The sequence below is a fragment of the Pectinatus frisingensis genome, assembly GCF_014076555.1.
Lineage (GTDB): Bacteria > Bacillota > Negativicutes > Selenomonadales > Selenomonadaceae > Pectinatus > Pectinatus frisingensis.
Window position 1 is genome coordinate 1,744,958 of record NZ_CP045424.1, and the last position, 22,140, is coordinate 1,767,097.

Annotated in this window: 27 protein-coding genes, 5 tRNA genes and 2 other annotated features; of the genes, 9 read left to right on the top strand and 23 right to left on the bottom strand. The window is 38.6% G+C overall.

Going from position 1 to position 22,140, the window contains the following annotated elements:
• Positions 1-14 precede the first annotated feature (14 nt).
• From rplL to F8M42_RS08215, 12 genes are all read right to left on the bottom strand, one after another.
• Positions 15-380 (bottom strand): 50S ribosomal protein L7/L12, encoded by a 366-nt coding sequence (rplL, locus tag F8M42_RS08160; RefSeq protein ID WP_182185865.1) that lies wholly within the window; start codon positions 378-380, stop codon positions 15-17.
• Between the two features lie 50 nt (positions 381-430).
• On the bottom strand, positions 431-970 hold the full coding sequence (gene rplJ, locus F8M42_RS08165; RefSeq protein ID WP_182185867.1) for a 50S ribosomal protein L10: 540 nt from the start codon (positions 968-970) through the stop codon (positions 431-433).
• Between the two features lie 29 nt (positions 971-999).
• Positions 1,000-1,158 (bottom strand) — a sequence feature (ribosomal protein L10 leader region).
• Positions 1,155-1,856, bottom strand: a complete 702-nt coding sequence (gene rplA / locus F8M42_RS08170) for a 50S ribosomal protein L1 (protein WP_182185869.1) — start codon at positions 1,854-1,856, stop codon at positions 1,155-1,157. It overlaps the preceding feature by 4 nt.
• Positions 1,857-1,906: 50 nt before the next feature.
• The gene (gene rplK / locus F8M42_RS08175) at positions 1,907-2,332 is read right to left on the bottom strand and encodes a 50S ribosomal protein L11 (RefSeq protein ID WP_182185871.1); all 426 of its coding nucleotides are present in this window, start codon (positions 2,330-2,332) and stop codon (positions 1,907-1,909) included.
• 24 nt (positions 2,333-2,356) lie between these two features.
• The gene (gene nusG, locus F8M42_RS08180) at positions 2,357-2,902 is read right to left on the bottom strand and encodes a transcription termination/antitermination protein NusG (protein WP_182185873.1); all 546 of its coding nucleotides are present in this window, start codon (positions 2,900-2,902) and stop codon (positions 2,357-2,359) included.
• A 19-nt stretch (positions 2,903-2,921) separates the two neighbouring features.
• A complete protein-coding gene (secE, locus tag F8M42_RS08185; protein WP_182188688.1) occupies positions 2,922-3,131 on the bottom strand; it encodes a preprotein translocase subunit SecE in 210 nt (69 codons plus the stop codon).
• A gap of 125 nt (positions 3,132-3,256) precedes the next feature.
• Entirely contained in the window at positions 3,257-3,406 is a 150-nt protein-coding gene (gene rpmG, locus F8M42_RS08190; protein WP_182185874.1) for a 50S ribosomal protein L33, read from the bottom strand.
• Between the two features lie 190 nt (positions 3,407-3,596).
• Positions 3,597-3,673 (bottom strand) — tRNA-Met (locus F8M42_RS08195).
• A gap of 9 nt (positions 3,674-3,682) precedes the next feature.
• Positions 3,683-3,758: transfer RNA gene (locus F8M42_RS08200), tRNA-Thr, on the bottom strand.
• A gap of 4 nt (positions 3,759-3,762) precedes the next feature.
• Positions 3,763-3,838, bottom strand: a tRNA-Met gene (locus F8M42_RS08205).
• 10 nt (positions 3,839-3,848) lie between these two features.
• Positions 3,849-3,924, bottom strand: a tRNA-Thr gene (locus F8M42_RS08210).
• Between the two features lie 111 nt (positions 3,925-4,035).
• Positions 4,036-4,112, bottom strand: a tRNA-Pro gene (locus F8M42_RS08215).
• Between the two features lie 237 nt (positions 4,113-4,349).
• Here F8M42_RS08215 and F8M42_RS08220 point away from each other — a divergent pair.
• The 3 genes from F8M42_RS08220 (at position 4,350) to ilvA (ending at position 7,491) form a co-directional block, all read left to right on the top strand.
• A complete protein-coding gene (locus F8M42_RS08220; RefSeq protein ID WP_182185876.1) occupies positions 4,350-5,081 on the top strand; it encodes an ABC transporter ATP-binding protein in 732 nt (243 codons plus the stop codon).
• The gene (locus F8M42_RS08225) at positions 5,078-6,010 is read left to right on the top strand and encodes a SufB/SufD family protein (protein WP_182185878.1); all 933 of its coding nucleotides are present in this window, start codon (positions 5,078-5,080) and stop codon (positions 6,008-6,010) included. The genes F8M42_RS08220 and F8M42_RS08225 overlap by 4 nt, the downstream gene beginning before the upstream one ends.
• A 221-nt stretch (positions 6,011-6,231) precedes the next feature.
• Positions 6,232-7,491: a threonine ammonia-lyase gene (gene ilvA, locus F8M42_RS08230; RefSeq protein ID WP_182185880.1), complete on the top strand. Its 1,260-nt coding sequence runs from the start codon at positions 6,232-6,234 to the stop codon at positions 7,489-7,491.
• Between the two features lie 128 nt (positions 7,492-7,619).
• Here the strand turns inward: ilvA and F8M42_RS08235 are convergent, their stop codons facing one another.
• The 9 genes from F8M42_RS08235 to hpf form a co-directional block, all read right to left on the bottom strand.
• Positions 7,620-8,063: a GatB/YqeY domain-containing protein gene (locus F8M42_RS08235; protein ID WP_182185882.1), complete on the bottom strand. Its 444-nt coding sequence runs from the start codon at positions 8,061-8,063 to the stop codon at positions 7,620-7,622.
• A 19-nt stretch (positions 8,064-8,082) separates the two neighbouring features.
• Positions 8,083-8,262, bottom strand: coding sequence for a 30S ribosomal protein S21 (gene rpsU / locus F8M42_RS08240; protein ID WP_182185884.1), 180 nt, complete (start codon positions 8,260-8,262; stop codon positions 8,083-8,085).
• Between the two features lie 93 nt (positions 8,263-8,355).
• Entirely contained in the window at positions 8,356-8,703 is a 348-nt protein-coding gene (locus tag F8M42_RS08245; protein ID WP_182185885.1) for a histidine triad nucleotide-binding protein, read from the bottom strand.
• Positions 8,704-8,777: 74 nt separating this feature from the next.
• Positions 8,778-10,076: a tRNA (N(6)-L-threonylcarbamoyladenosine(37)-C(2))-methylthiotransferase MtaB gene (gene mtaB, locus F8M42_RS08250; RefSeq protein WP_182185887.1), complete on the bottom strand. Its 1,299-nt coding sequence runs from the start codon at positions 10,074-10,076 to the stop codon at positions 8,778-8,780.
• A gap of 34 nt (positions 10,077-10,110) precedes the next feature.
• On the bottom strand, positions 10,111-10,860 hold the full coding sequence (locus tag F8M42_RS08255) for a 16S rRNA (uracil(1498)-N(3))-methyltransferase (RefSeq protein WP_182185889.1): 750 nt from the start codon (positions 10,858-10,860) through the stop codon (positions 10,111-10,113).
• On the bottom strand, positions 10,860-11,795 hold the full coding sequence (gene prmA, locus F8M42_RS08260) for a 50S ribosomal protein L11 methyltransferase (RefSeq protein WP_182185891.1): 936 nt from the start codon (positions 11,793-11,795) through the stop codon (positions 10,860-10,862). The genes F8M42_RS08255 and prmA overlap by 1 nt, the downstream gene beginning before the upstream one ends.
• Before the next feature lie 129 nt (positions 11,796-11,924).
• Positions 11,925-12,821 (bottom strand): prephenate dehydrogenase, encoded by an 897-nt coding sequence (locus F8M42_RS08265; RefSeq protein WP_182185892.1) that lies wholly within the window; start codon positions 12,819-12,821, stop codon positions 11,925-11,927.
• A 2-nt stretch (positions 12,822-12,823) separates the two neighbouring features.
• A complete protein-coding gene (gene aroF, locus F8M42_RS08270) occupies positions 12,824-13,834 on the bottom strand; it encodes a 3-deoxy-7-phosphoheptulonate synthase (protein WP_182185894.1) in 1,011 nt (336 codons plus the stop codon).
• A gap of 66 nt (positions 13,835-13,900) precedes the next feature.
• Positions 13,901-14,132 (bottom strand) — a binding site (T-box leader).
• 176 nt (positions 14,133-14,308) lie between these two features.
• Positions 14,309-14,845, bottom strand: coding sequence for a ribosome hibernation-promoting factor, HPF/YfiA family (gene hpf, locus F8M42_RS08275; protein ID WP_182185896.1), 537 nt, complete (start codon positions 14,843-14,845; stop codon positions 14,309-14,311).
• Between the two features lie 258 nt (positions 14,846-15,103).
• Between hpf and F8M42_RS08280 the strand changes: the two genes are divergently transcribed.
• The 6 genes from F8M42_RS08280 (at position 15,104) to F8M42_RS08305 (ending at position 20,625) form a co-directional block, all read left to right on the top strand.
• A complete protein-coding gene (locus F8M42_RS08280) occupies positions 15,104-15,715 on the top strand; it encodes a hypothetical protein (protein ID WP_182185898.1) in 612 nt (203 codons plus the stop codon).
• Positions 15,705-17,039: a pilus assembly protein PilQ gene (locus F8M42_RS08285; RefSeq protein WP_229711309.1), complete on the top strand. Its 1,335-nt coding sequence runs from the start codon at positions 15,705-15,707 to the stop codon at positions 17,037-17,039. The genes F8M42_RS08280 and F8M42_RS08285 overlap by 11 nt, the downstream gene beginning before the upstream one ends.
• A 179-nt stretch (positions 17,040-17,218) precedes the next feature.
• Positions 17,219-17,851: an NfeD family protein gene (locus tag F8M42_RS08290; protein WP_182185900.1), complete on the top strand. Its 633-nt coding sequence runs from the start codon at positions 17,219-17,221 to the stop codon at positions 17,849-17,851.
• 32 nt (positions 17,852-17,883) lie between these two features.
• A complete protein-coding gene (gene floA, locus F8M42_RS08295) occupies positions 17,884-18,882 on the top strand; it encodes a flotillin-like protein FloA (protein ID WP_182185902.1) in 999 nt (332 codons plus the stop codon).
• A 1-nt stretch (position 18,883) separates the two neighbouring features.
• On the top strand, positions 18,884-19,360 hold the full coding sequence (locus F8M42_RS08300; protein WP_182185904.1) for a hypothetical protein: 477 nt from the start codon (positions 18,884-18,886) through the stop codon (positions 19,358-19,360).
• A 125-nt stretch (positions 19,361-19,485) separates the two neighbouring features.
• A complete protein-coding gene (locus F8M42_RS08305) occupies positions 19,486-20,625 on the top strand; it encodes an HD-GYP domain-containing protein (RefSeq protein ID WP_182185905.1) in 1,140 nt (379 codons plus the stop codon).
• Positions 20,626-20,690: 65 nt separating this feature from the next.
• Here F8M42_RS08305 and F8M42_RS08310 read toward each other — a convergent pair whose 3' ends face one another.
• Positions 20,691-21,242 carry a gamma carbonic anhydrase family protein gene (locus F8M42_RS08310; protein WP_229711310.1) on the bottom strand — a complete coding sequence of 184 codons (552 nt, stop codon included), beginning with the start codon at positions 21,240-21,242 and terminating at the stop codon, positions 20,691-20,693.
• A gap of 74 nt (positions 21,243-21,316) precedes the next feature.
• Positions 21,317-22,102, bottom strand: a complete 786-nt coding sequence (locus F8M42_RS08315) for a deoxyribonuclease IV (RefSeq protein WP_229711543.1) — start codon at positions 22,100-22,102, stop codon at positions 21,317-21,319.
• Positions 22,103-22,140 lie beyond the last annotated feature (38 nt).

Sequence of the window (22,140 nt, forward strand, 5' to 3'; positions counted from 1 at the left end):
GTACAACAGTAAAATTATTTTACTTCTACAGTTGCGCCGGCACCTTCCAATTTTGCCTTAACAGCTTCGGCTTCATCTTTAGCTACCTTTTCTTTTACAGGAGCAGGAGCACCATCAACTAAAGCTTTAGCTTCTTTCAATCCAAGTCCGGTGATTTCACGAACAACTTTGATAACATTGATCTTGCTCGCACCAATAGAAACAAGAATTACATCAAATTCAGTTTTTTCTTCTGCAGCACCGGCAGCAGGAGCAGCAGCAGCCACGGCTACAGGAGCAGCAGCGCTAACACCGAATTTTTCTTCCATAGCTTTTACAAGTTCAGATAATTCAAGAACAGTCATTTCTTCAATGGCCTGCATTATTTCTTCTTTAGTCATTTTAATATTCCTCCAAAATTAAATATCGTTTTATTTTATAAATATATGGCTTATGCTGATTCCTTTTGTTTACGAATAGCTTCAAGCACATAAACAGCATTGCGAATTGTACCTTGAAGTACATTGACCATACCGGAAACAGGAGCCTGCATACTGCTGAGCATCTTTGCAATAAGCACTTCGCGAGATGGGAGAGCAGCCAATTCTTTCACACCTGCCGCATCGATGACTTTACCATCAACAACACCGGCCTTAACGGTCAAAGTTTCTAACTTAGCTAAATTATTTTCTTTGATAAAGGTTTCAATTACTTTTGCCGGAGCAATAGCATCTTCCGTCGAATAAGCTACTGCTGTTGTCCCTTCTAAATAAGAAACCAATTCATCATAACCAAGGTCCTGCATTGCAAACCGAAGCATTGTATTCTTTACAACACGATACGTAACACCATTTTCACGCATTTTAGCACGAAGTTTTGTATCCTGAGCAACGGTCAATCCTTTGTAACCAGTTAGAACTATCGCTTTTGCCTGAGAAAAGCTTTCTTTTAACTCTGCTACAATCGCCTGTTTTTCTGGACGTACTGCCATAAAAACACCTCCCCTCAAATAAAAATTATCTTTATAAAAACAAACAGCCCGCGATTTCTGCCGCAGGCTGTCTTTAAGATTCAATGGTCATCGACCATATATATCAAAAATCCATTTAACCTCGGCAGGCAATCACACATTATACCATTTATGGCACCTGCTGTCTTAAGTTTATAAGATTGTATTATTCAGCTTTAGAAATTTTTATAAGCGGATTAATATGAATACCAGGCCCCATTGTAGCACTTATAGTTACAGATTTCATATACTGTCCTTTTGCAGCTGCCGGTCTTACCTTCAGCAATGTATCAATCAATATCTGCAAATTTTCCAGTAATTTTGCACTGTCAAAAGAAGCTTTTCCAATAGGTACGTGAATATTACCCGCTTTATCAGTACGATATTCAATCTTACCAGCTTTTATTTCATTTATAGCCTTTGTAAGATCCATAGTAACAGTTCCCAATTTAGGATTTGGCATTAAACCACGTGGTCCAAGGATTTTCCCAAGACGCCCAACTACGCCCATCATATCAGGAGTAGCAACTGTTACGTCAAAATCGCACCAACCGCCCTGAATTTTCGTTACCAATTCATCAGAGCCGACAAAATCAGCACCTGCTGCTTCTGCCTCATTAACTTTATCCCCTTTTGCAAAAACGAGGACTTTTTTAGTCTTACCAGTGCCATGCGGTAAAACCAAGGCACCGCGAACCTGCTGATCAGCATATTTAGGATCAACTCCTAAATGTACAGAGGCTTCTACAGTTTCATCAAATTTAGCCGTTGCTGTTTTTTTGACTAATTCAACAGCTTCAGGAGCATCATAAAGCTTATCTTCAATAAGTTTCGCAGCATCCTGATATTTTTTTCCAACTTTAGACATATAAATTTCTCCCTTCGTGGTTATAACGGTCTTGCCTCCCACATATGAAATCAATCTACGATTTCAATACCCATGCTGCGCGCTGTACCTTCTACCATACGAGTAGCAGCTTCAACATCAGCAGCATTCAAATCCGGCATCTTGGTCTGTGCTATTTCTATAGCTTTAGCACGTGGCAGCTTAGCGACCTTCTTTTTATTAGGTTCTCCAGAAGCCTTGTCAATTCCAGCAGCCTTCTTAAGCAATACAGCAGCCGGCGGTGTTTTAGTAATGAAAGTAAATGAGCGATCTTCAAAAACACTGATTTCTACAGGAATTATAAGTCCTGCCTGACTTGCAGTACGTTCATTGAATTCTTTAACAAACGCCATGATATTAACACCAGCCTGACCCAATGCAGGTCCAACCGGAGGAGCAGGAGTAGCCTTACCTGCAGCTACTTGCAATTTTACCATTTTTACAACTTTTTTCGGCATATCTAACACCTCCTTAACCTAAATTTAAATCTTTTCTATCTGGTCAAAGCCGACTTCCACAGTCGTTTCCCTGCCAAACATATCAACAATAACCTTTACTTTTGATTTATTATAATCAATTTCAGTGACAGTTGCAGCAAAATTTTCAAACGCGCCGGAATTAATATGAACATTTTCACCAACTTCAACGTCAATATGAACCGGAGCCGCTGCCGCATCATTGCCAGTTCCCAATATCTTCTTCACTTCAGTATCAGTGAGTGGTATTGGTTTAGTGCCTGAACCAACAAATCCCGTCACACCAGGTGTATTTCTGACAACATACCATGAGCGATCGCTTACAATCATCTCTACCAGAACATAACCAGGAAAGACCTTATGACTTACTACTTTTTCCTTACCGTTTTTCTTTTCGATTTCGTCTTCCAACGGAACAACGATTTCAAAAATTTCGCTTTCCATTCCCATGGAATGTACCTTGCGTTCCAAGTTTGCCTTTACCTTATTTTCATAACCGGAATAAGTATGAATGACATACCATCTTTTTTCGTTTGCTGTATCAATGGACATTCATTACACCTCCCCGGCACTAGCGTAAAATTATTTCTAAGAGTCTGGCAAAAATAGTATCGCATATCCAGATGAGAGCACATACAAATATAACTGCGATGAATACAACGACCGTATAAGAAGACAATTCCTTACGAGTTGGCCAAACCACTTTTTTCATTTCAGTTTTGACACCGATCAAAAATTCTTTAAGGTTGAAACTGCCGCCCTTTTTATTTTCAGTTGCCATTTTCCCATCAGCCAATTCATTCACATCCTAAAAGGTAAATACGAAACAAAGCTCCCCATCATTTGATACTTATAACAAATCCATTCACTGATTTCAGAAGCTAAATAAACAAATTATATTATAGTTTATTTAGCTTCTCTATGCAGTGTATGTTTATGACAGAATTTGCAGTATTTATTCATTTCTAATCTGTCTGGATCGTTCTTTTTGTTTTTATTGGTCTGATAATTGCGTTGTTTGCAAACTGTGCAGGCCAAAGTAACTGCATTACGCATCCTTCATGCACTCCTTACCGAATATAGATTCATCTCAAACTTTTTAATCTCCCGGTCATCTGGCATACATTGCCGCATTCCCGATTAAACTTTACCATAACCAAGTGTTGACTGTCAATGAAAAAACTATTAAGAATTTCTCATTTACATAAATAAAACCCCCGTGATAAGGGGTTATACTTGATTGTGTTGGTGGCGGCGCACGGATTTGAACCGCGGACACTGCGGGTATGAACCGCATGCTCTAGCCAACTGAGCTACGCCGCCACAATTCTATGGAGCTGATGACCAGGATTGAACTGGTGACCTTATCCTTACCAAGGATACGCTCTGCCGACTGAGCTACATCAGCATATTGGTTGCGGGGAGAGGACTTGAACCTCTGACCTTCGGGTTATGAGCCCGACGAGCTACCGACTGCTCCACCCCGCGATGTAATTTTTGGAGCTGACGAGAGGACTTGAACCTCCAACCTGCTGATTACAAATCAGCTGCTCTGCCAATTGAGCTACATCAGCATATTATCAGTTCTAGTTTCGATCAGTCACTGATATCACATGTTATCACATCTCAAACAATTTGTAAAGCTTTTTTTATTATTCTAAAAAAACTTATGTGATATAAATGAATGGTCGGGATGACAGGATTCGAACCTGCGACCTCATCGTCCCGAACGATGCGCGCTACCAAACTGTGCTACATCCCGTTGAAAACAAGATATATTATACTGCCTTTTTATCATCTTTGCAAGCTTTATTTAAAAAAATATCATTTTTTAATAAAATCCGCATTTATGCACTTATTATCTTTGACTGCTGCTTGCACTGAACCAATACTATTTCTTTTAAAATTTAAATATGATACTATAAAAAGCAGCTTTATCAATTAATTATCCTTTTGCCTTCTTAATAGGTTATATAAATTATCAGATAGGAGTTCTGTTATGCTGGAATTAAAACATTTATCCTTTACTGTAAATGAAGGAAAAAACACCAAACATATCCTCAGCGATATAAATCTATCCATAAACGATAAGAAAACAGTTGTAATAACCGGTCCAAACGGTGGTGGTAAATCGACACTGGCTAAAATAATTATGGGTATAGAAAAACCATCTTCCGGAGAAATATTTTTTAACAATAAAAATATTACTGATTGGAGTATTACCCAACGTGCCAATTATGGTATCAGTTTTGCTTTTCAACAGCCTGTTCGTTTCAAGGGAATTGGTGTAAAAGAACTATTATCCTTGGCCGCTGGTAATGAATTATCCACCAAAGGAGCCTGTGAATACTTAGCAGAAGTCGGATTATGTGCCGCCGACTATGTAGGCCGTGATGTCGACACTTCACTTTCCGGAGGTGAAATCAAACGTATTGAAATTGCTACCATACTGGCACGAAAAAATACTCAACTGGCCATTTTTGACGAACCGGAAGCCGGTATCGATTTATGGAGTTTCCAAAAACTTATCCAGGTATTTGAAAAAATGCATGAAATGCACCATACAATCCTCATAATTTCTCATCAGGAAAGAATATTAAACATCGCCGACGAAATAATTCTCATCGCCAACGGACAGATACAGCAGGTCGGCAAAAAAGATGTCATTATCCCACAGCTTGTATCAATAGCCGGCAGCTGTAATATTTATAAAGGAGTTAAAGATCAATGAAACAGGAATTAAATCACAGCGAACAAAAATTGCTGAAAATTATTTCAGGATTAACTTCATTACCAAACGGTGCTTATAATATACGCTTTAACGGAACAGCGCTGGCCCGTTCTTCAAGCAAAAATATTATAATTACAAAAAAATCTGATGGCAAGGACGGCATTGACATTCATATTCGTCCCGATACAAAAAACGAAACGGTATATATCCCTGTGATTATGGATAAATCCGGCCATACAGAACTCGTTTATAATGATTTTTACATTGGTGAAAACTCCGCCGTAACTATCATAGCGGGCTGTGGTATCGACAATTGCGGTAATCAAGATTCCCAGCATGACGGTATACATACTTTTCATATTGGAAAAAATTCCCGTGTCAAATATTTAGAAAAACATTTTGGTGAAGGCAGCGGCTCCGGCGAACGAATCATGAATCCCACAACCATTGTTAATATTGCTGAAAATGGCTATATGGAAATGGAGACGACACAAATTCGTGGTATTAATTCCACAAAACGCATAACTAATGCCCGTGTTGCGGCCAAAGGAACATTCATCGTAAAAGAAAAACTACTCACTCATGCGGCACAATATGCAGAAACAGCCTTTCAGGTTGACCTCGATGGCTGCGATTCCAGTACCAATGTTATTTCACGTGCCGTCGCGCAAGATAAGTCACGCCAATTATTTACAGCAAAAATTTATGGAAATAACAAATGCCACGGTCATTCTGAATGTGATGCAATCATAATGAATAATGCACATATAACAGCTGTTCCTGTAATAAAGGCCAATGATCCCAATGCTACACTTGTTCATGAAGCTGCCATCGGTAAAATAGCCAATGAACAGCTAATCAAATTAATGTCGCTGGGACTCACCGAAAAAGAAGCTGAAAATCATATAATAACAGGTTTTTTAAAATAATTTATTTAATTTTTTTATTATCGGTTATTGTTTCATTTATATTAAACATCTTATCCGAAAAATATACGCTGTATAGATGTATATTATAATTATTTTTGTATTATTTCGCATATTATTATTTAATTTAAATTGTAATGTTGCAAAGATTAAATTATTTAGTTATAATGAAATTTATCGACCAAAAATCGACTATTCGTATAATTGAAAGTAGGAACATTATAATGGAAAAAGTGAACAATACCCACAAATCCGCTCTCACCCCCGAACAAATCGTTGAACGGACTTCTATCGCTGATGTATATCAGGCGGCTAAACAGTTAGATGGTATCACGCAGCATACCGATTTAGTCCACAGTGAATATTTCTCTGCTATTTCATCTAATGATGTATACATAAAACCAGAAAATCTGCAAAAAACCGGTTCTTTCAAAATACGCGGTGCTTATAACTGCATCAGTCAACTCTCTGACGAGGAAAAATTGCATGGCGTTATCGCCGCTTCTGCCGGTAATCATGCCCAGGGAGTAGCTTATGCTGCACAAAAACTAGGTATCAAGGCCGTCATTGTTATGCCGGCAACTACACCTATTTTAAAAGTAGAAGCCACTCGCGCTTATGGTGCTGAAGTAGTCCTGTACGGCGACAGTTATGATGATGCCTGTTCCAAAGCTTATGCATTAAAAAAACAACATGGCTATGTATTTATTCATCCTTTTGATAATTTAAAAGTACTGCTTGGACAAGGTACAACCGCACTAGAGATAATTGACAGCCTAAAAGATGTTGATGCCATCCTTGTTCCCATCGGTGGCGGTGGATTTGCCAGTGGTGTAGCCTTAGCCAGCAAACTTGTAAACCCTCATGTAAAAGTCATCGGTGTTGAACCGGAGGGTGCCGCCTGTATGAAAGCTTCCTTAGCCGCCGGAAAAGTTATTTCGCTTTCTTCTGTAGAAACAGTTGCTGAGGGAACCGCAGTAAAGACTCCCGGTAACCTTACTTTTGCTTTCATAAAAAAATATGTAGACGAAATCATAACCGTATCAGAATTTGAAATAATGTCCGCCTTACTTTCCCTTATTGAAAAACATAAACTCATTGCTGAGGGTGCCGGAGTGCTATCGCTGGCAGCATTACAAAAACTCCCATTTAAAAATAAAAAAATAGTTGCCATTGTCAGCGGCGGTAACATAGATATTTCTACTATCTCTGCACTTATTGATAAAGCACTGATTGCCCGTGGGCGGGTTTTCTGTTTTAGCGTTCAGTTACCTGATAAACCTGGTCAATTATTGGCCATCTCACAAATATTGGCCAGGCTTGATGCCAACGTCATTCACTTGGATCATAATCAGGCTAAAGTCACCGATAGTTTCCAAAAAGTTTTATTGGAAGTTACTGTTGAAACCCATAACAGTGCCCATATCACAAAAATTACCGATGAATTAAAAAAACACGGTTTTTTAATCACCAAAGTTTATTGATTCCTATATAGATAAAAAACAAGCAGCGGAATAAAATCCTATTCCGCTGCTTGTTTTTTATCTATATGTCCATGGCAAAGTACTTAAATGCAGTCTCTGCCCTTTAACCGATAATTTATAATCGGTTATTAGTTCAGCATTTCCCTGACGATATCATTTACAAGTTTACCGTCAGCTTTCCCTTTTACTTCAGGCATGAGTGCCTTCATGACTTTACCCATATCCTTCGGTGTTGATGCACCAGTTTTTTCAATGGCGCTTTTCACTAAAGTGCATATTTCGTCTTTTGAGAGTTGTTTTGGCAGGTACGGCATTATAACTGCTATTTCAGCTTCAGTTTTTTCAACTAAATCGGCTCTGCCGCCCTTTTCAAATTCTCTAAGTGAGTCTTGCCGCATCTTAAGCTCTTTGCTTATTATGCCAATGACTCCATTATCGTCAAGATCGACTTTTCCGTCTATCTCCGCTTGACGAATCGCCGAGCGCATTGAACGAATGACTGTCAGACGATCTGACTGCCTGGCTTTCATGGCTTCTTTCATATCTGCCACAAGCTTGTCCTTAATCGACATTTCTTAGACCTCCACGTAATTAAGCTTTATATCTGCGTTTACGGGCAGCTTCAGATTTCTTCTTGCGCTTTACGCTAGGCTTTTCATAATGTTCACGTTTTCTAACTTCAGCGAGGGTGCCTGCTTTCTGGCAAGTGCGTTTAAAACGACGAAGCGCACTGTCAATGGTTTCATTTTTTCCAACTTTAACTTCTGACATATATCTTCCCTCCCCTCCACACGCTATGGGAGTGTATTTGTTCGCTACACCAAACTATTATAACTGACAATTAATACGATTGTCAATCAAATATTAGCCTGGCGGCCATTGCATCGACCTGCCGCCAATAAGATGAAAATGGAGATGGGCTACAGTCTGCCCCCCTTCAACACCAGTATTTATCACAGTGCGAAACCCATTGTCAACTATCTTAAACTCTTTGGCCAATTCAGGAATCACGTCAACCATTATATGTGATATGGTCTCCTTGTCTTCTGGTGTAGTATCGGTAAGACTTTTTATATGTTTTTTTGGTACAATCAAAACATGTACAGGTGCCTGTGGTTCCAAATCTTTAAATGCCAGCGCAACATCATCCTCATATACTATACTGGCTGGTATCTCTTTAGAAACTATTTTACAAAAAACACAATCCGACATAATAGCACCCCCATTCGAGGAAGATTCCTAATATTAGTTAATTCGGTTTTTGTTTTATATTCCCTGCAATATTGCTAAAATAAATTCTCTCCCCACAGACCATCTCTATACAATTTGGTCAACTTCACCCGACGGATTTCCCCCCGCCGTGCAACTTTATCAGTATATACTTTTATATAATTTCCCGTATGTCCATCAGCAATCCCATCAGACATCGTCTGTTCAAATAACACTGCCATAACAGTACCAATAAAATTCTGACAAAATTGCCGTGCCTTTTCATTGCTCAACTGTTGCAATCTATGAACCCGTGACTTTTTTTCTGCTTCGTCCACTTGATCCGGCATAACAGCTGCCGGAGTCCCTTTGCGTCTGGAATAAGGGAAAGCATGAATACGACAAATCGGCAGTGTTTTTATAAATTCCAGACTTTCGGCAAATTGTCTGGCTGTTTCACCAGGAAATCCAGCTATTATATCAGTTGATATGGCAATATCCGGTATTTTCCCAACTATTTTTTGCAATAAAGCCGCAAATTCAGCTGTAGTATAATGCCGGTTCATTGCTTTTAATACATTATCATGTCCTGACTGCAGCGGTAAATGCAAATGATGGGCAAAATGTTCATTTTTTACCAATAAATCTAGTAACTCATCTGAGACTTCTATTGATTCCAATGAACCAAGCCTGAGACGCTTTAAACCGTCAATGTTTAGTACGGCAGCTACAGCGTCTGCCAATGTTTTTCCACTATTCGTATCACGCCCATAGGCACCAAGATGAATGCCGCCTAAAACAATTTCATGAAAACCATTTTTTACCAGTTTATAAGACTCCTGTACAATACTGTCAATAGTCCGTGAACGCAATGGCCCTCTGGCATAAGGTATTATACAATAAGAACAGAAATTAGTGCAGCCATCTTGAATTTTTAAAAAAGCTCTGGTCCGCGACTGCATGCCAAACATTGGAATGTCTTCAAATTCATGTTCCTGCATAACATTTCTCACATCACCGACAAATTCTTTTCCCTCGGCCGCATATTCTACCACATCAACAATATGCTTTCGTTCATTAGTGCCGATTACAGCATTTACTCCTTCAATATCTTTTATTTCTTCAGGCGCCAGCTGTGCATAACAACCGGTTACTGCAATTATCGCTGTACTATTAAGATGTACGGCCCGGCGAATCAGCTGACGTGATTTTCGCTCTCCTAAATGTGTCACCGAACAAGTATTTATTATATAAAAATCAGCTTTTTCCGTAAAATCAACTATTTCATAACCTCTTTGCCTAAATAAACCTGCCATCGTTTCTGTTTCAAATTGATTGACTTTGCAGCCAAGTGTAGTAAGTGCAACTTTTGGCATAAAATCCCCTTCATTCACAATTTAGTACCATTAATTATTTTTGCTGTGCCTGATTGCCCAAATCACCTTTCTCATACTGAACTATTGTCACTGCAGCTAACGCCGCTGTTTCGGTGCGCAAAATTCTATTACCCAATGAAATACTGTTTATCCCCCGTATTTTACATTGTGCCGCCTCATCCAAAGTGAAACCACCCTCCGGGCCAATAAACAACATATAATTCATCCCATCATGATTTTTTAAATATTCATTAAGAGACATGTGTTTTTCATTTTCATAACAAATACAGGCATTATAGCCTTCAGCCATATCCAGACACGTTGATAAATCAGTTATTGCTGCAATCTGCGGTACTGATCCCCTGCCACATTGCTTAGATGCCTCCTCAGCAATTTTTTGCCATTTTTGCTGTCGTTTTTCTCTTTTTTCTAAATCATATCTCACTACACAATTGCAGCTCATCACCGGTACAATTTTATTCACGCCAAGTTCAGCCGCCTTTTGTACGATATAATCCATTTTGTCACCTTTTGGCAAGCATTGCACCAATACGATCTCAATATCTGACTCGTTTTTCTGATCACTTAATTTATGTAGCAGATGCAAAAATACCCTTTGCACTTCACACTTTATTATCTCAGTTTCGGCAATTATCCCTTTTTTATCAGCCACTACTATGCGTTGTCCCGGTTTTACCCGCATAGCATACAGCAAATGTCTGGCATCGTCACCTTCAATGATCATATACTCTGTTAATGTCCCATCAATAAATAACCGCCGCATTACTCAGCCGCCTTAAATCTTATTATCAACGCCACCCAGCCAGCTTTTTTCTGCATATCGGTAATATAGAGGCCATGCTCTAACGCCGCTGTTTCAACGTCCTGCAAACGATCCTCAATTATTCCGCTGGCCAGCAAAATACCATTTGTCGCTAATTTTTTCGGCAGTTCATCAAACAATCGAATAATTATGTCAGCAATTATATTGGCGCAGATAAAATCCGCCTTACCCAAAAATCTTTTTAATAAGTCACTTTGGAAACACTTAATAGTATCAACCTGATTATTAGCGATATTGTCTTTTGCTGTTTTTACCGCCACAGTGTCATAGTCTCCTGCCTGCACAGATTTTACTCCCAGCTTGGCAGCGGTAATTGCCAATATACCTGAACCTGTTCCCACATCAAACAAATTCATTTGCGGTGATAAATATTGTTCCATAAAATTAACACACATTGATGTCGTTGGATGCATTCCTGTGCCAAAAGCACAGCCGGGATCAAGTTCTACAATAATTTCTCCACTTTGTGGTAAATAATTCTCCCACGATGGTTTTACAACAATTCTCTGCCCAATTTTAACAGGATGAAAATATTTCTTCCAATTATTAGCCCAATCTTCATCTTTAATATTACCAACCATTATTTCAGCCGGTGCAGTATTAAGCGTCAATGACAATTTTTTTAAACGTTCATGCAGCTCACCCAACCGTCCATCCAGCTCAGTATCACGTAGCAACCATGCATTTACAGTGACTACTTCAGTATCTTTTTGTAATGGTATATCTGTATAATCCCATAAATCAGAATTTATATATTCATTTATAATGGCCGGATCATCCATGGATACACCATTTGCTCCCAAATCAGTAAAAATTTCAGCTATTACATCCATAGCTTCATGTGAAGTGCGTACAGAAATCTGTGCCCAATCCATAAAATCTCTCCCCAATAATATTGAATTCACAGCAAACTCATTATAGCTGATTTTATCAGACTTGTCATTTTCCCCGACACTTGCTCTTACAAACAAAAGATTCCGAGGCATCTCGGAATCTTTTGTCAGTTATTCTATTTCATACATATTTTTACTCTCATCGATAATTTTATCACGCGTCTGCTTTGCTGTGGAAAAATAATCATACAATGCCTCCCGATCCTTATTATTGACCGCAGCAATGACATCATCGATTATCATCTGCAATGTCTGCAGATCATTAATTATCGGTATAGGATTTGATATGCATATATCAGCCCACATATCTGCATTGGATGATGCTATCCGCGTCGTATCCTTAAATCCTCCTCCGGCTAATTTAATACATTCCTCAAGATCATTATAATTGCGATTTAACAAATTTACCAAGGCAGCTGCCGTTATATGCGGAACATGGCTTATCAAGGACGCACAACGATCATGTTTGACTAAATCAAGCTCAGTTACATGAGCACCTGTCAGTACGATCAATGTGCGTATTTTTTCGACAGCTTCCGCCGGAGTGAACATTTTTGGATCTTTTATTATCACATAGCTTTTATTCTTAAACAAATCTTTGCTTGCAGCTGTTATACCGCTTTGTTCCCTGCCGGCCATAGGATGTGCCGGTACATAATAAATCCCTTCCGGCAATATTCTCTGCAAGCTGGCAGCTATATACTGTTTTGTACTGCCGGCATCGGTTATTATCGTTCCTTTTTTCAAACAAGGAAGTATCTGCTGCACTATTGGCACCATCTGCAATACCGGTGTGCTTAAATACACTACATCTGCATCTTTCACTGCTGCGGTATTATCTATATATCCTTTATCAACGGCACCCATCATTTCAGCCTTTTTACAAGATTTTTCAGTACGCGTTGTTCCTGTTATATAAATTTTATCATGCAGCTTATCCTTAAGCGCTAATCCAAAAGATCCACCAATCAGCCCGACACCCAAAATAGCTAATTTCAATTTGGTCATCGTCATTTTTTTCCCATCATTGCTGCAATTTTCCTCACTTCTACCATCGTGGATTCAAAATTCTGCGGCGTCAAAGACTGATCCCCGTCACTCAGAGCACTTTCGGGATGTGGATGCACTTCAATAATGAGACCATCAGCACCCGCCGCAATTGCAGCTCTTGCCATCGGACGTACCATCTGCCATCTTCCCGTACCATGGCTTGGATCAACAATAACCGGCAGATGTGACAACTCTTTGACTGCGGCCACTGCCCCCAGATCCAGCGTATTTCTAGTAAAAGTTTCATATGTTCTAATGCCGCGTTCACATAGTATTATATTATAATTGCCCTCATTTGCAATGTACTCGGCAGCATTAAGCCATTCACTTATTGTAGCTGCCAATCCACGTTTTAAAAGTACCGGTTTATGTGTCTTCCCAACTTCTTTTAATAATTGAAAATTTTGCATGTTGCGGGCACCTATTTGTAAAACATCTGCATAATTACTGATCATTTCTATATCATTTTGATTAACTACTTCTGTGACTACCCTTAAACCAAATTTTTCCCCGGCATCTTTCAGCATTGCTAATCCTTCTTCTGCCAAGCCCTGAAAATCGTATGGAGAAGTACGCGGTTTAAAAGCACCACCGCGCAAAAAATTAGCTCCGCCTTTTTTTACACATTCGGCAGCTTCCATAAGCTGTTCCCGGCTTTCTACTGCACAAGGCCCTGCCATGATAGCTAAATGTGGTCCTCCGACCTTTACTCCGCCAACATCAACAATCGTGTCTTCATGGCGAAACTCCCTGCTGACCAATTTATATTTTTCAGTAATCCGAATAGCTTTTTCCACTCCTTTAAACGCATTCATCTGCAGACCCGAAATAATCTTCTTATCACCGATAACACCGACTATAGTTCGCACAGCCCCTTTTGATAAGTGAAATGACAGACCTTCTGCTTTAATTTTTTCCTCTACTTTTGCCAAGTCTTCTTGCGTCGCCTCAGGACTCATTACAATAATCATTCTTACTCCTCCTAAATCATCCAGTTATTATTTCGCGATGAATGCAAACAAAAAAACCCGTCCCTCAAAAGGGACGAGCAATTTACCCGTGGTACCACCCTACTTGCCTTTAGCAAGCCACTTTTTCAGATACTAACATATCCTAGCCCAAGATAACGGAGGCAATCCGGCACAGCCTACTATCAATTCAGCCTGCTGCTCACAAGTGTATTTCCATTGCCGCACTTACTGCGTTGCACCAATCCACAGCTCTCTGTAAAATGTCGGCCAATGTACTTTTCCTGTTCACTGCATTTCATCTTGTATAGGAATATACCAGTATTTTATATTTTTGTCAAGCCGCTTTTCCCTAAATTTGTTATTTTGTAAACTTTGCTGTGTTTGTCAATTCATCAAATTGAATTTTTTCAATCAAAAAGCGGACAGATTATATATCCGCCCGCTTCAGCAACATATCAATATTCTTAACACAAATTAATGGCTTGGTTCTATCAGCCCGTAATTTCCATCTTTACGGCGATATACAACATTTACTTCATCGGACTTGGCGTCACGAAATACAAAAAATTCATGGTTTATAAGATTCATTTGCATGATAGCTTCTTGAACATCCATTGGCTTAACTGCAAAACGTTTTGTTTTTACTACAGGATATTCCTCACTATTATCAGCGTCATTAGGGCTGGACGGGATAGCTTCCATTTTAAAATTACCGGTACGAAAACGACGTGCCAATTTAGTCTTATGTTTACGTATTTGACGTTCCAGCTTTTCTATAACCAAATCTATCGACGTATACATGTCCATGGTTGATTCTTCACCACGTAACAATATACCTTCCACCGGCACAGTTACTTCTACAATATGGCGTCCTTTTGTCACCGTCAGCAATACGGTAATTTCACCCACAGTATCAAAATACTTAGTCACCCTGCCAACCTTTTTTTCCACGTAATCGTGTAAAGCTGGAGTAATTTCAATGTTTTTTCCTCTAATAGTGAATGTTGCCATAATATCTTCAACACCTTTCTAAGTAGTTCGTGGATCTGTATCTATACTATATCAATTCGTCATATAAAATAAAACCCCTTTTAAATTTAATCTTTTTACTTTATTTATTATATTTCAAAGTTACCGACAGATTGACGCCCCTCAAAAAACACCATATAATGTTATATATATTTGAATTTTTATATTAATTGCCAGCATATACAATACACGCATTGCTGACTGACAACTATACACCCCACATTTATAAAGAGGTGCTAAATGCTGCCAAATTTTCATGCAAAGCTTCCCAATAAGCTAAAAATAAAAAATTTATTATTACAAGCCAGATATTTTATTATTATTCGAAAGAAAATATTTTTAATTTTCGTATTATTATTATTTTGCAGTACTATTTTAATTATTCATTTTATCGGTATATCTTTTTCCAATAACTCGACGAAGCATCCTGCTCCGTCACTAAAAAAATCTTTATCAAACCTTGAGTATTCCACCGTTCCCATCCATCAATCAAGCACACTGCACAATCCTTTTACACCCGAACACGCTGTTAATGAATCCGTCTCAACAAACGATACTGAAACAAACAATATTATAGAATCTGCCGAACAAAAAAATCTGCCCGCTGTCAATATAAAACCTCAACCGGACAACTCTTTGCAATTGACAGGTATTATCATTTCAGATAATCATAAAGCTATAATCAAAACCCAAAACACTTACTATACTGTATCGGCAGGTGATAATTTTATCTCATATTTTGTTTTAGCCATTGATGACGACAGTGTTCAACTAAGAAATGAAACTGGAGAAATATCAGTCTATTATTTAGACAGTTTCAGTATAAAGGATGGAAACAGTTATGCACCTTAAGTACATGATAATCACAGCATTTTTACTTTGGTTACTGCCCTGCCCCTCCTTTGCGATGTCTCTACGTGTATCTGACGCTGACATAAGATATATATTCACTGCATTGGCTGCAGATGGTAATATAAATATCATTCTAAATGATGATGTGTCCGGTATTGTCTCTGCTAACCTTACCGATATTACCGCACTTGATGCCATAAAATTAATTGCTAAAAGCAATGGTTTTTCCGTTGAGCAGACCAACAATACCCTTTTTATCGGTAAAAATCATGTACTTAACAATACCCTTGGCAGCTTACACATATTTAAATTACAACATATATCACCTGTCTTTTTAACCAATACCCTAAAAATATTCAGCCATACTGCCAATAACTCCTCAACTGACAACAATAAACCTGATAAAACAACAAATTTCGGACCAGCCATTATCCCGACCAATAATACTTGGATTGATTCAGACAATAATACTGTAATTTTTTATGGAACAGATAGTGACGCAGCCGAAATTGCCGCATTTATCAAACGTCTTGATGTACCAGTAAAGCAAGTTATGTTGGAAGCTAAAGTCATTGCCATACAAAAAGATGCCTCAAAAAAACTCGGCATTGAATGGAATTGGTCGCAACTACCACAAACTCCTGACATTGAAACATCATATACTGCCATCAAACACAGCGTTATAAATCCTGACGGGAGCCGTTCGACAGTTACCGAAGACATCCCTTCAACTAAAACAACCCGCCATTATAACAGCAGCATCCCCGGTATAATTCAATTTGGCAAAGGTCCGGAAAACATTCCTTTTGAATTTTATTACGGAGCAACCATAAATGCTTTAATCACTGATGGCAAAGCCAATATTTTAGCAAAACCTAATATAATGACATTAAACAATCACGAAGCCGTCATTGCAATTGGCGGCAGTATCCCTATTCCTAAAGTCAGTGTGACTGATTCCACTACTACGACATCCTATGAATATCATGATACCGGTATAATTTTACGTTATACCCCATTTATAAATGATAACGGCGATATTACCGCCGCAGTCCATACGGAAGTCAGCAGTCCTTTATATGTTGAAGACTTAAAGGCCTATCGTTTTCAAAAACGTTCAGCAGATACTACAGTGCGTCTTAAAGATGGTGAAACAATGATCATCGGTGGTCTTATCGGTAGCGAAGAAACAAAAAGCATCAGTAAAATTCCTTTTTTAGGTGATTTACCCATTTTAGGAAATTTTTTCCGTAGTACTAAAAACAGCAAATCAGAAAGTGAAATCATAATTTTTCTAACGGCCCATATACAAAAAAATCAATAAAATAACATATTATAAAATTTAGCGGTTGCATTACTGCAATAATCCGAATGTGCCATATTTACACAAATTCACCTTGCTTTTGAACTACATATAGAATAATATAATCTTAATAAAAGTAATGCCAATTGATATTATATAATATTACTAATAACTCAACATAACTAAAGGAGGACTACTCAATGAATATCATTGTCGACTTACCCGCATTGAAGATTCTTCTGATAGCGATAATATTTTTATCCATATTGATTGAAATAAAAACTGGCGGAACTGGTATTGGTGCTCTATTAGGCATGATAGCTGCAGCAATTTTCTGGGGCAGCAGCTACATAAACGGATTAGTCAATATTTATCATATTGCCCTGTTTCTCGGCGGTATTTTATTTATTGTCATTGAGGCTGTAACCCCTGTAACCGGTGTCTTTGCTGCATTAGGCATTGTAATGATGCTCTATAGTGTTATATTGGCCTTGGGTGGTAACTTAAATGCTATTTATATGCTGTTAGGCGCATTGGTTATCGCTGTGGCCGTTTTTGCACTGATAGTGAAATATCTTCCCGCAAGTCAATTATGGCAAAAAATGATATTAAAGGACATGTCAACTAAAGAACGCGGTTACATCAGCAGCATTGATCATTCATCATTGCTGAATAAGACCGGTATTGTATTGACAAAATTACGCCCTTCAGGCACAATTATAGTTGCCGGTACTCCTATAGATGCCGTATCGGAAGGTGCTTACATCGATGAAGGTCAAACTGTCCGTGTTATAAAAATAGAAGGCAGCCGTATTATCGTAAGAAAAATATAACCATATAAATTTTTATCAGGAGGTCACCACATATGGAGTTGTTACTTGGTTCTGGATTCTTATTAGTTATTGCCGTTGTTGTCATTATGGCATTTTTATACTTTGTGCCATTAGGATTGTGGATTTCAGCTCTCGCTGCCAACGTTCCTGTTGGTATTTTTACTTTGGTCGGCATGCGCATGCGGCGTGTAGTACCACAGAAAATAATTTTACCGCTTATCAAGGCTAACAAAGCCGGCCTTACAATTAATTCCAACCAACTGGAAGCGCATTATCTGGCCGGTGGAAATGTTGATAAAGTAATTGACGCCCTTATTGCTGCCCATCGTGCTCAAATTCCACTTCCTTTTGAACGTTCAGCGGCAATTGACCTTGCCGGCCGTGATGTTTTAGAAGCTGTACAAATGAGTGTCAACCCTAAAGTGATAGAGACACCAATCGTATCAGCAGTGGCCAAAAATGGTATCGAATTAAAAATAAAAGCACGCGTGACGGTGCGGGCAAACATTGACCGGCTGGTAGGTGGTGCTGGAGAACCAACAATCATTGCCCGTGTTGGTGAAGGAATAGTGACTACTGTTGGCTCTTCTGAAAACCACTCCGATGTTTTATCTAACCCTGACGATATTTCTAAAACGGTCCTGGGTAAGGGACTTGATGCCGGAACTGCTTTCGAAATATTATCTATTGATATTGCTGATGTGGACGTAGGAAGAAATATAGGCGCACAATTACAAACCGACCAAGCTGAAGCAGATAAACGTATCGCCCAGGCTAAAGCAGAAGAAAGAAGAGCAATGGCCGTAGCCAAGGAACAAGAAATGAAAGCTTATACCCAGGAAATGCAGGCTCGCGTCGTCGAAGCCCAATCAGATGTTCCTCACGCACTCGCCACGGCCCTGCGTGAAGGCAAACTTGGTGTGATGGACTATTACAACCTGAACAACATCAATGCCGATACCAAAATGCGTGAAACTATCAGTAAAAGCAGCGATGAGGAACTTCCAACAACTCCCCCACCGGTGAAATGACATGGATATTTTTATAATATTGGCCGTTATAGTTATATTTTTTTTATTATCTGATGTCGGCAGGAAAAATACCAAACCAGCCAAATATCCTTTTCCACCAATAAAAAAACCATTGCCTCCGCCGGAAAAAACAGCGAAACGATCATTAGATTACATGATGCATAAGCCCCAAAAGAAGACTGCCGCTGAAACTGCTGTCGGGCATCCTCCCCTAAAAAGGGAACCATCCTTGCCAGAACTAAAATCAACGCCCGTAAATATTGCCTTTCCTAAAGCACCTTCGACATCATCCCAACAAAATTCTTCACCTATTTTTACGGCAGGTAATATACCAAGACCGGTCACTACAAGTCAATACAATATTGACATCAGTAAAACTACACTGACAAAGGCTATCATTTACGCAGAAATTCTAAAAGCACCAAAATCATTAGAATATATGCAACGGTATGGAATACGGCGTTTTCCCAAGAAATAATTTTCAAAACTTTAGTCAAAATTATTATCCTATGACAATGATTTCATTTTACACAAAGATTTAACATATATTATAAGCAGCAAACATCATAACTATTTTGATTAATCAAGGGTGACACAAACATTATGATTATACTACCTACAGCTAAACTGCGTCCGGGAATGACAACCTGCCAAAATATTTTTGATAACAGCGGCCTTTTCCTTCTGCGTCGCGGTACAAAATTAACAGATTTTTACATTACAAAGTTAAAGCTGCTCGGTGTTAAAGAAATAGCTGTCGCATCAACAGATACCCATAACAATTTTTCAATGCCTAATGAAGCCGTATCTGAATCAACACGTGCCGCTGCAATAAAAAGTTTGACGACAGCATTCTCAGATCTTGACAAAAGAGGCATCTTTATTATTGAGAATCTGCATCGCTCTGTTGTCGCAATAATCCAAGATGTAATCCATAATAAACATGTCCTCGTCCAAATGAATGATATTCGAACCTATGATAACTATACCTTGGTCCATTCCATTGATGTATCAATATTAGCTGCTATTATAGGCTCTCTCCATTCATTATCATATGAAATGTTACACGACCTTACTTTAGGTGCTATGCTTCATGACTTAGGAAAGACGGCTATTCCCATTGAAATACTAAACAAAACTTCACCATTATCCAACGATGAGTTTTCTATTATCAGAAAGCATCCAATTTTTTCTGTACATAAACTGCATGATGCTGGCTGTTTTAATAGTAATATAATTGACATTGCGGAACAGCATCATGAAAAAATCGATGGCAGTGGTTACCCCAGGGGACTTCCGGATAAACGAATTAATTTTCTTGCTAAAATTGTTGCTATTGCTGATGTATATGATGCCCTAACCAGCCTGCGGCCTTATAAAAAAGCTTACAAACCGCATATTGCCTTTGATATCATGATGCATCATTCACCAGGACAATTTGATATCAACATATTAAGGACTTTTTTTGATAATGTTGCTATTTATCCCAATGGTACTATTATTAAAACAAATCTCGGTTCGGCGATTGTAAAATCTTCTTCATTTGGTAAAACTCTTTTTCCGATTATATATATATTCACTGATAAATACAATCGCTTACATAAGCCTATATTAACGGATTTATCTTTAAATCCTGTTTGTTTTATTGAAAATGTATATGATGATTATGAAGCCATCAATCTCATTAATGCAATCCAATTTGATCCATCTTCTCTTTTAGAAGACAGTGCTAATAATACTTAACTTAAAAGGGCAATAAAAAATCTGTATGACGGTATTACTGCTGTCATACAGATTTTTTATTGCCCTTAGACTATTTTTTCACCATTATATTTTTCACCGGCAGCACCGGGCAATATACCATAGCCCTCAGTCCAAGCTGTTTTATATTTAACTGCCTGTGCATGAATACTTTTAGCAGACTCCACACTCATAGATTTAACGACTTTGGCCGGTACACCAAGTACTAATGAATGCGGTGGAACAATAGTATTCTTAGTAACCAAAGCACCAGCACCAACGATAGATCCCTCACCGATTACCGCTCCATCCAATACAGTAGCATGCATCCCTATTAAACAATTATTTTCCACTGTGCATGCATGCAGGACAGCACTATGCCCTATAGTTACAAAATCACCAACTATACAGGGAAGATCATCAGCCACATGCAGTACTGCATTATCCTGTACATTGGTATACCTGCCAATTTTTACCGGAGCTATATCACCACGAACTGTAGCATTAAACCAAACACTGCTGTATTCGTCCATCTCTACCATTCCTATAACACAGCCTTCATTAAAAACATATGCCTTACTGTCAACAGCCGGTGTCTTACCATCAAAGTCTCTTATCAAAATAACTCCCTCTTTCTCAAATTGGTCTTTCTTATAATCTTATCATATATTCAAAGTCTATCCTATCCCCATCTTCATTCAATATATTTTTCTCTTAACATAGCAATTTCTCCGGCATACCCGTCATGATCATTAGGTGTTTCCAAAATAAAAGGCAAATGTCGAAGTTTTGGATGATTGATTACTCCGGTTAATGCTTTAAGTCCGATATTGCCCGCACCAATCTTTTCATGGCGATCTTTATGTGATCCCATGCTATTTTTACTGTCATTTAAATGTATCGCCTTAAGACGATGCAAACCAATAATGTTATCAAACTGCTGAACAACACCATCAAGATCATTGACAATATCGTATCCACCGTCAAAAACATGACAGGTGTCCAAGCATACCCCAATTTTATCTTGTAATAGTACTTTATCAATGATAGCACGTATCTCTTCAAAGCTGCGACCGATTTCTGTTCCCTTGCCAGCCATTGTTTCCAGCAGCACCGTCGTTCTCTGTTCCGGTAATAATATTACATTAAGGCACTCAGCAATTTGCCTTATACCTATTTGTACTCCTTGCCCAACATGACTGCCCGGGTGAAAATTATAATAATTATCCGGTACATATTCCATACGCTTCAAATCATCAGCCATAGTTTCTTTAGCAAATTGCCTTATATTCTCCCTACCCGAACAGGCATTAAGTGTATACGGAGCATGTGCCACTAATTTAATAATATTGTTTTCCCGACAAAATGCGTTAAATTTTGTAATATCCTCTTCATCTATTTTTTTTGCTCGGCCGCCGCGTGGATTGCGAGTAAAAAAAGCAAATACATTTGCATCGAGACTAACGGCCTCTTTGCCCATCGCCAAAAAACCGCCTGCTGCTGATATATGATTTCCTA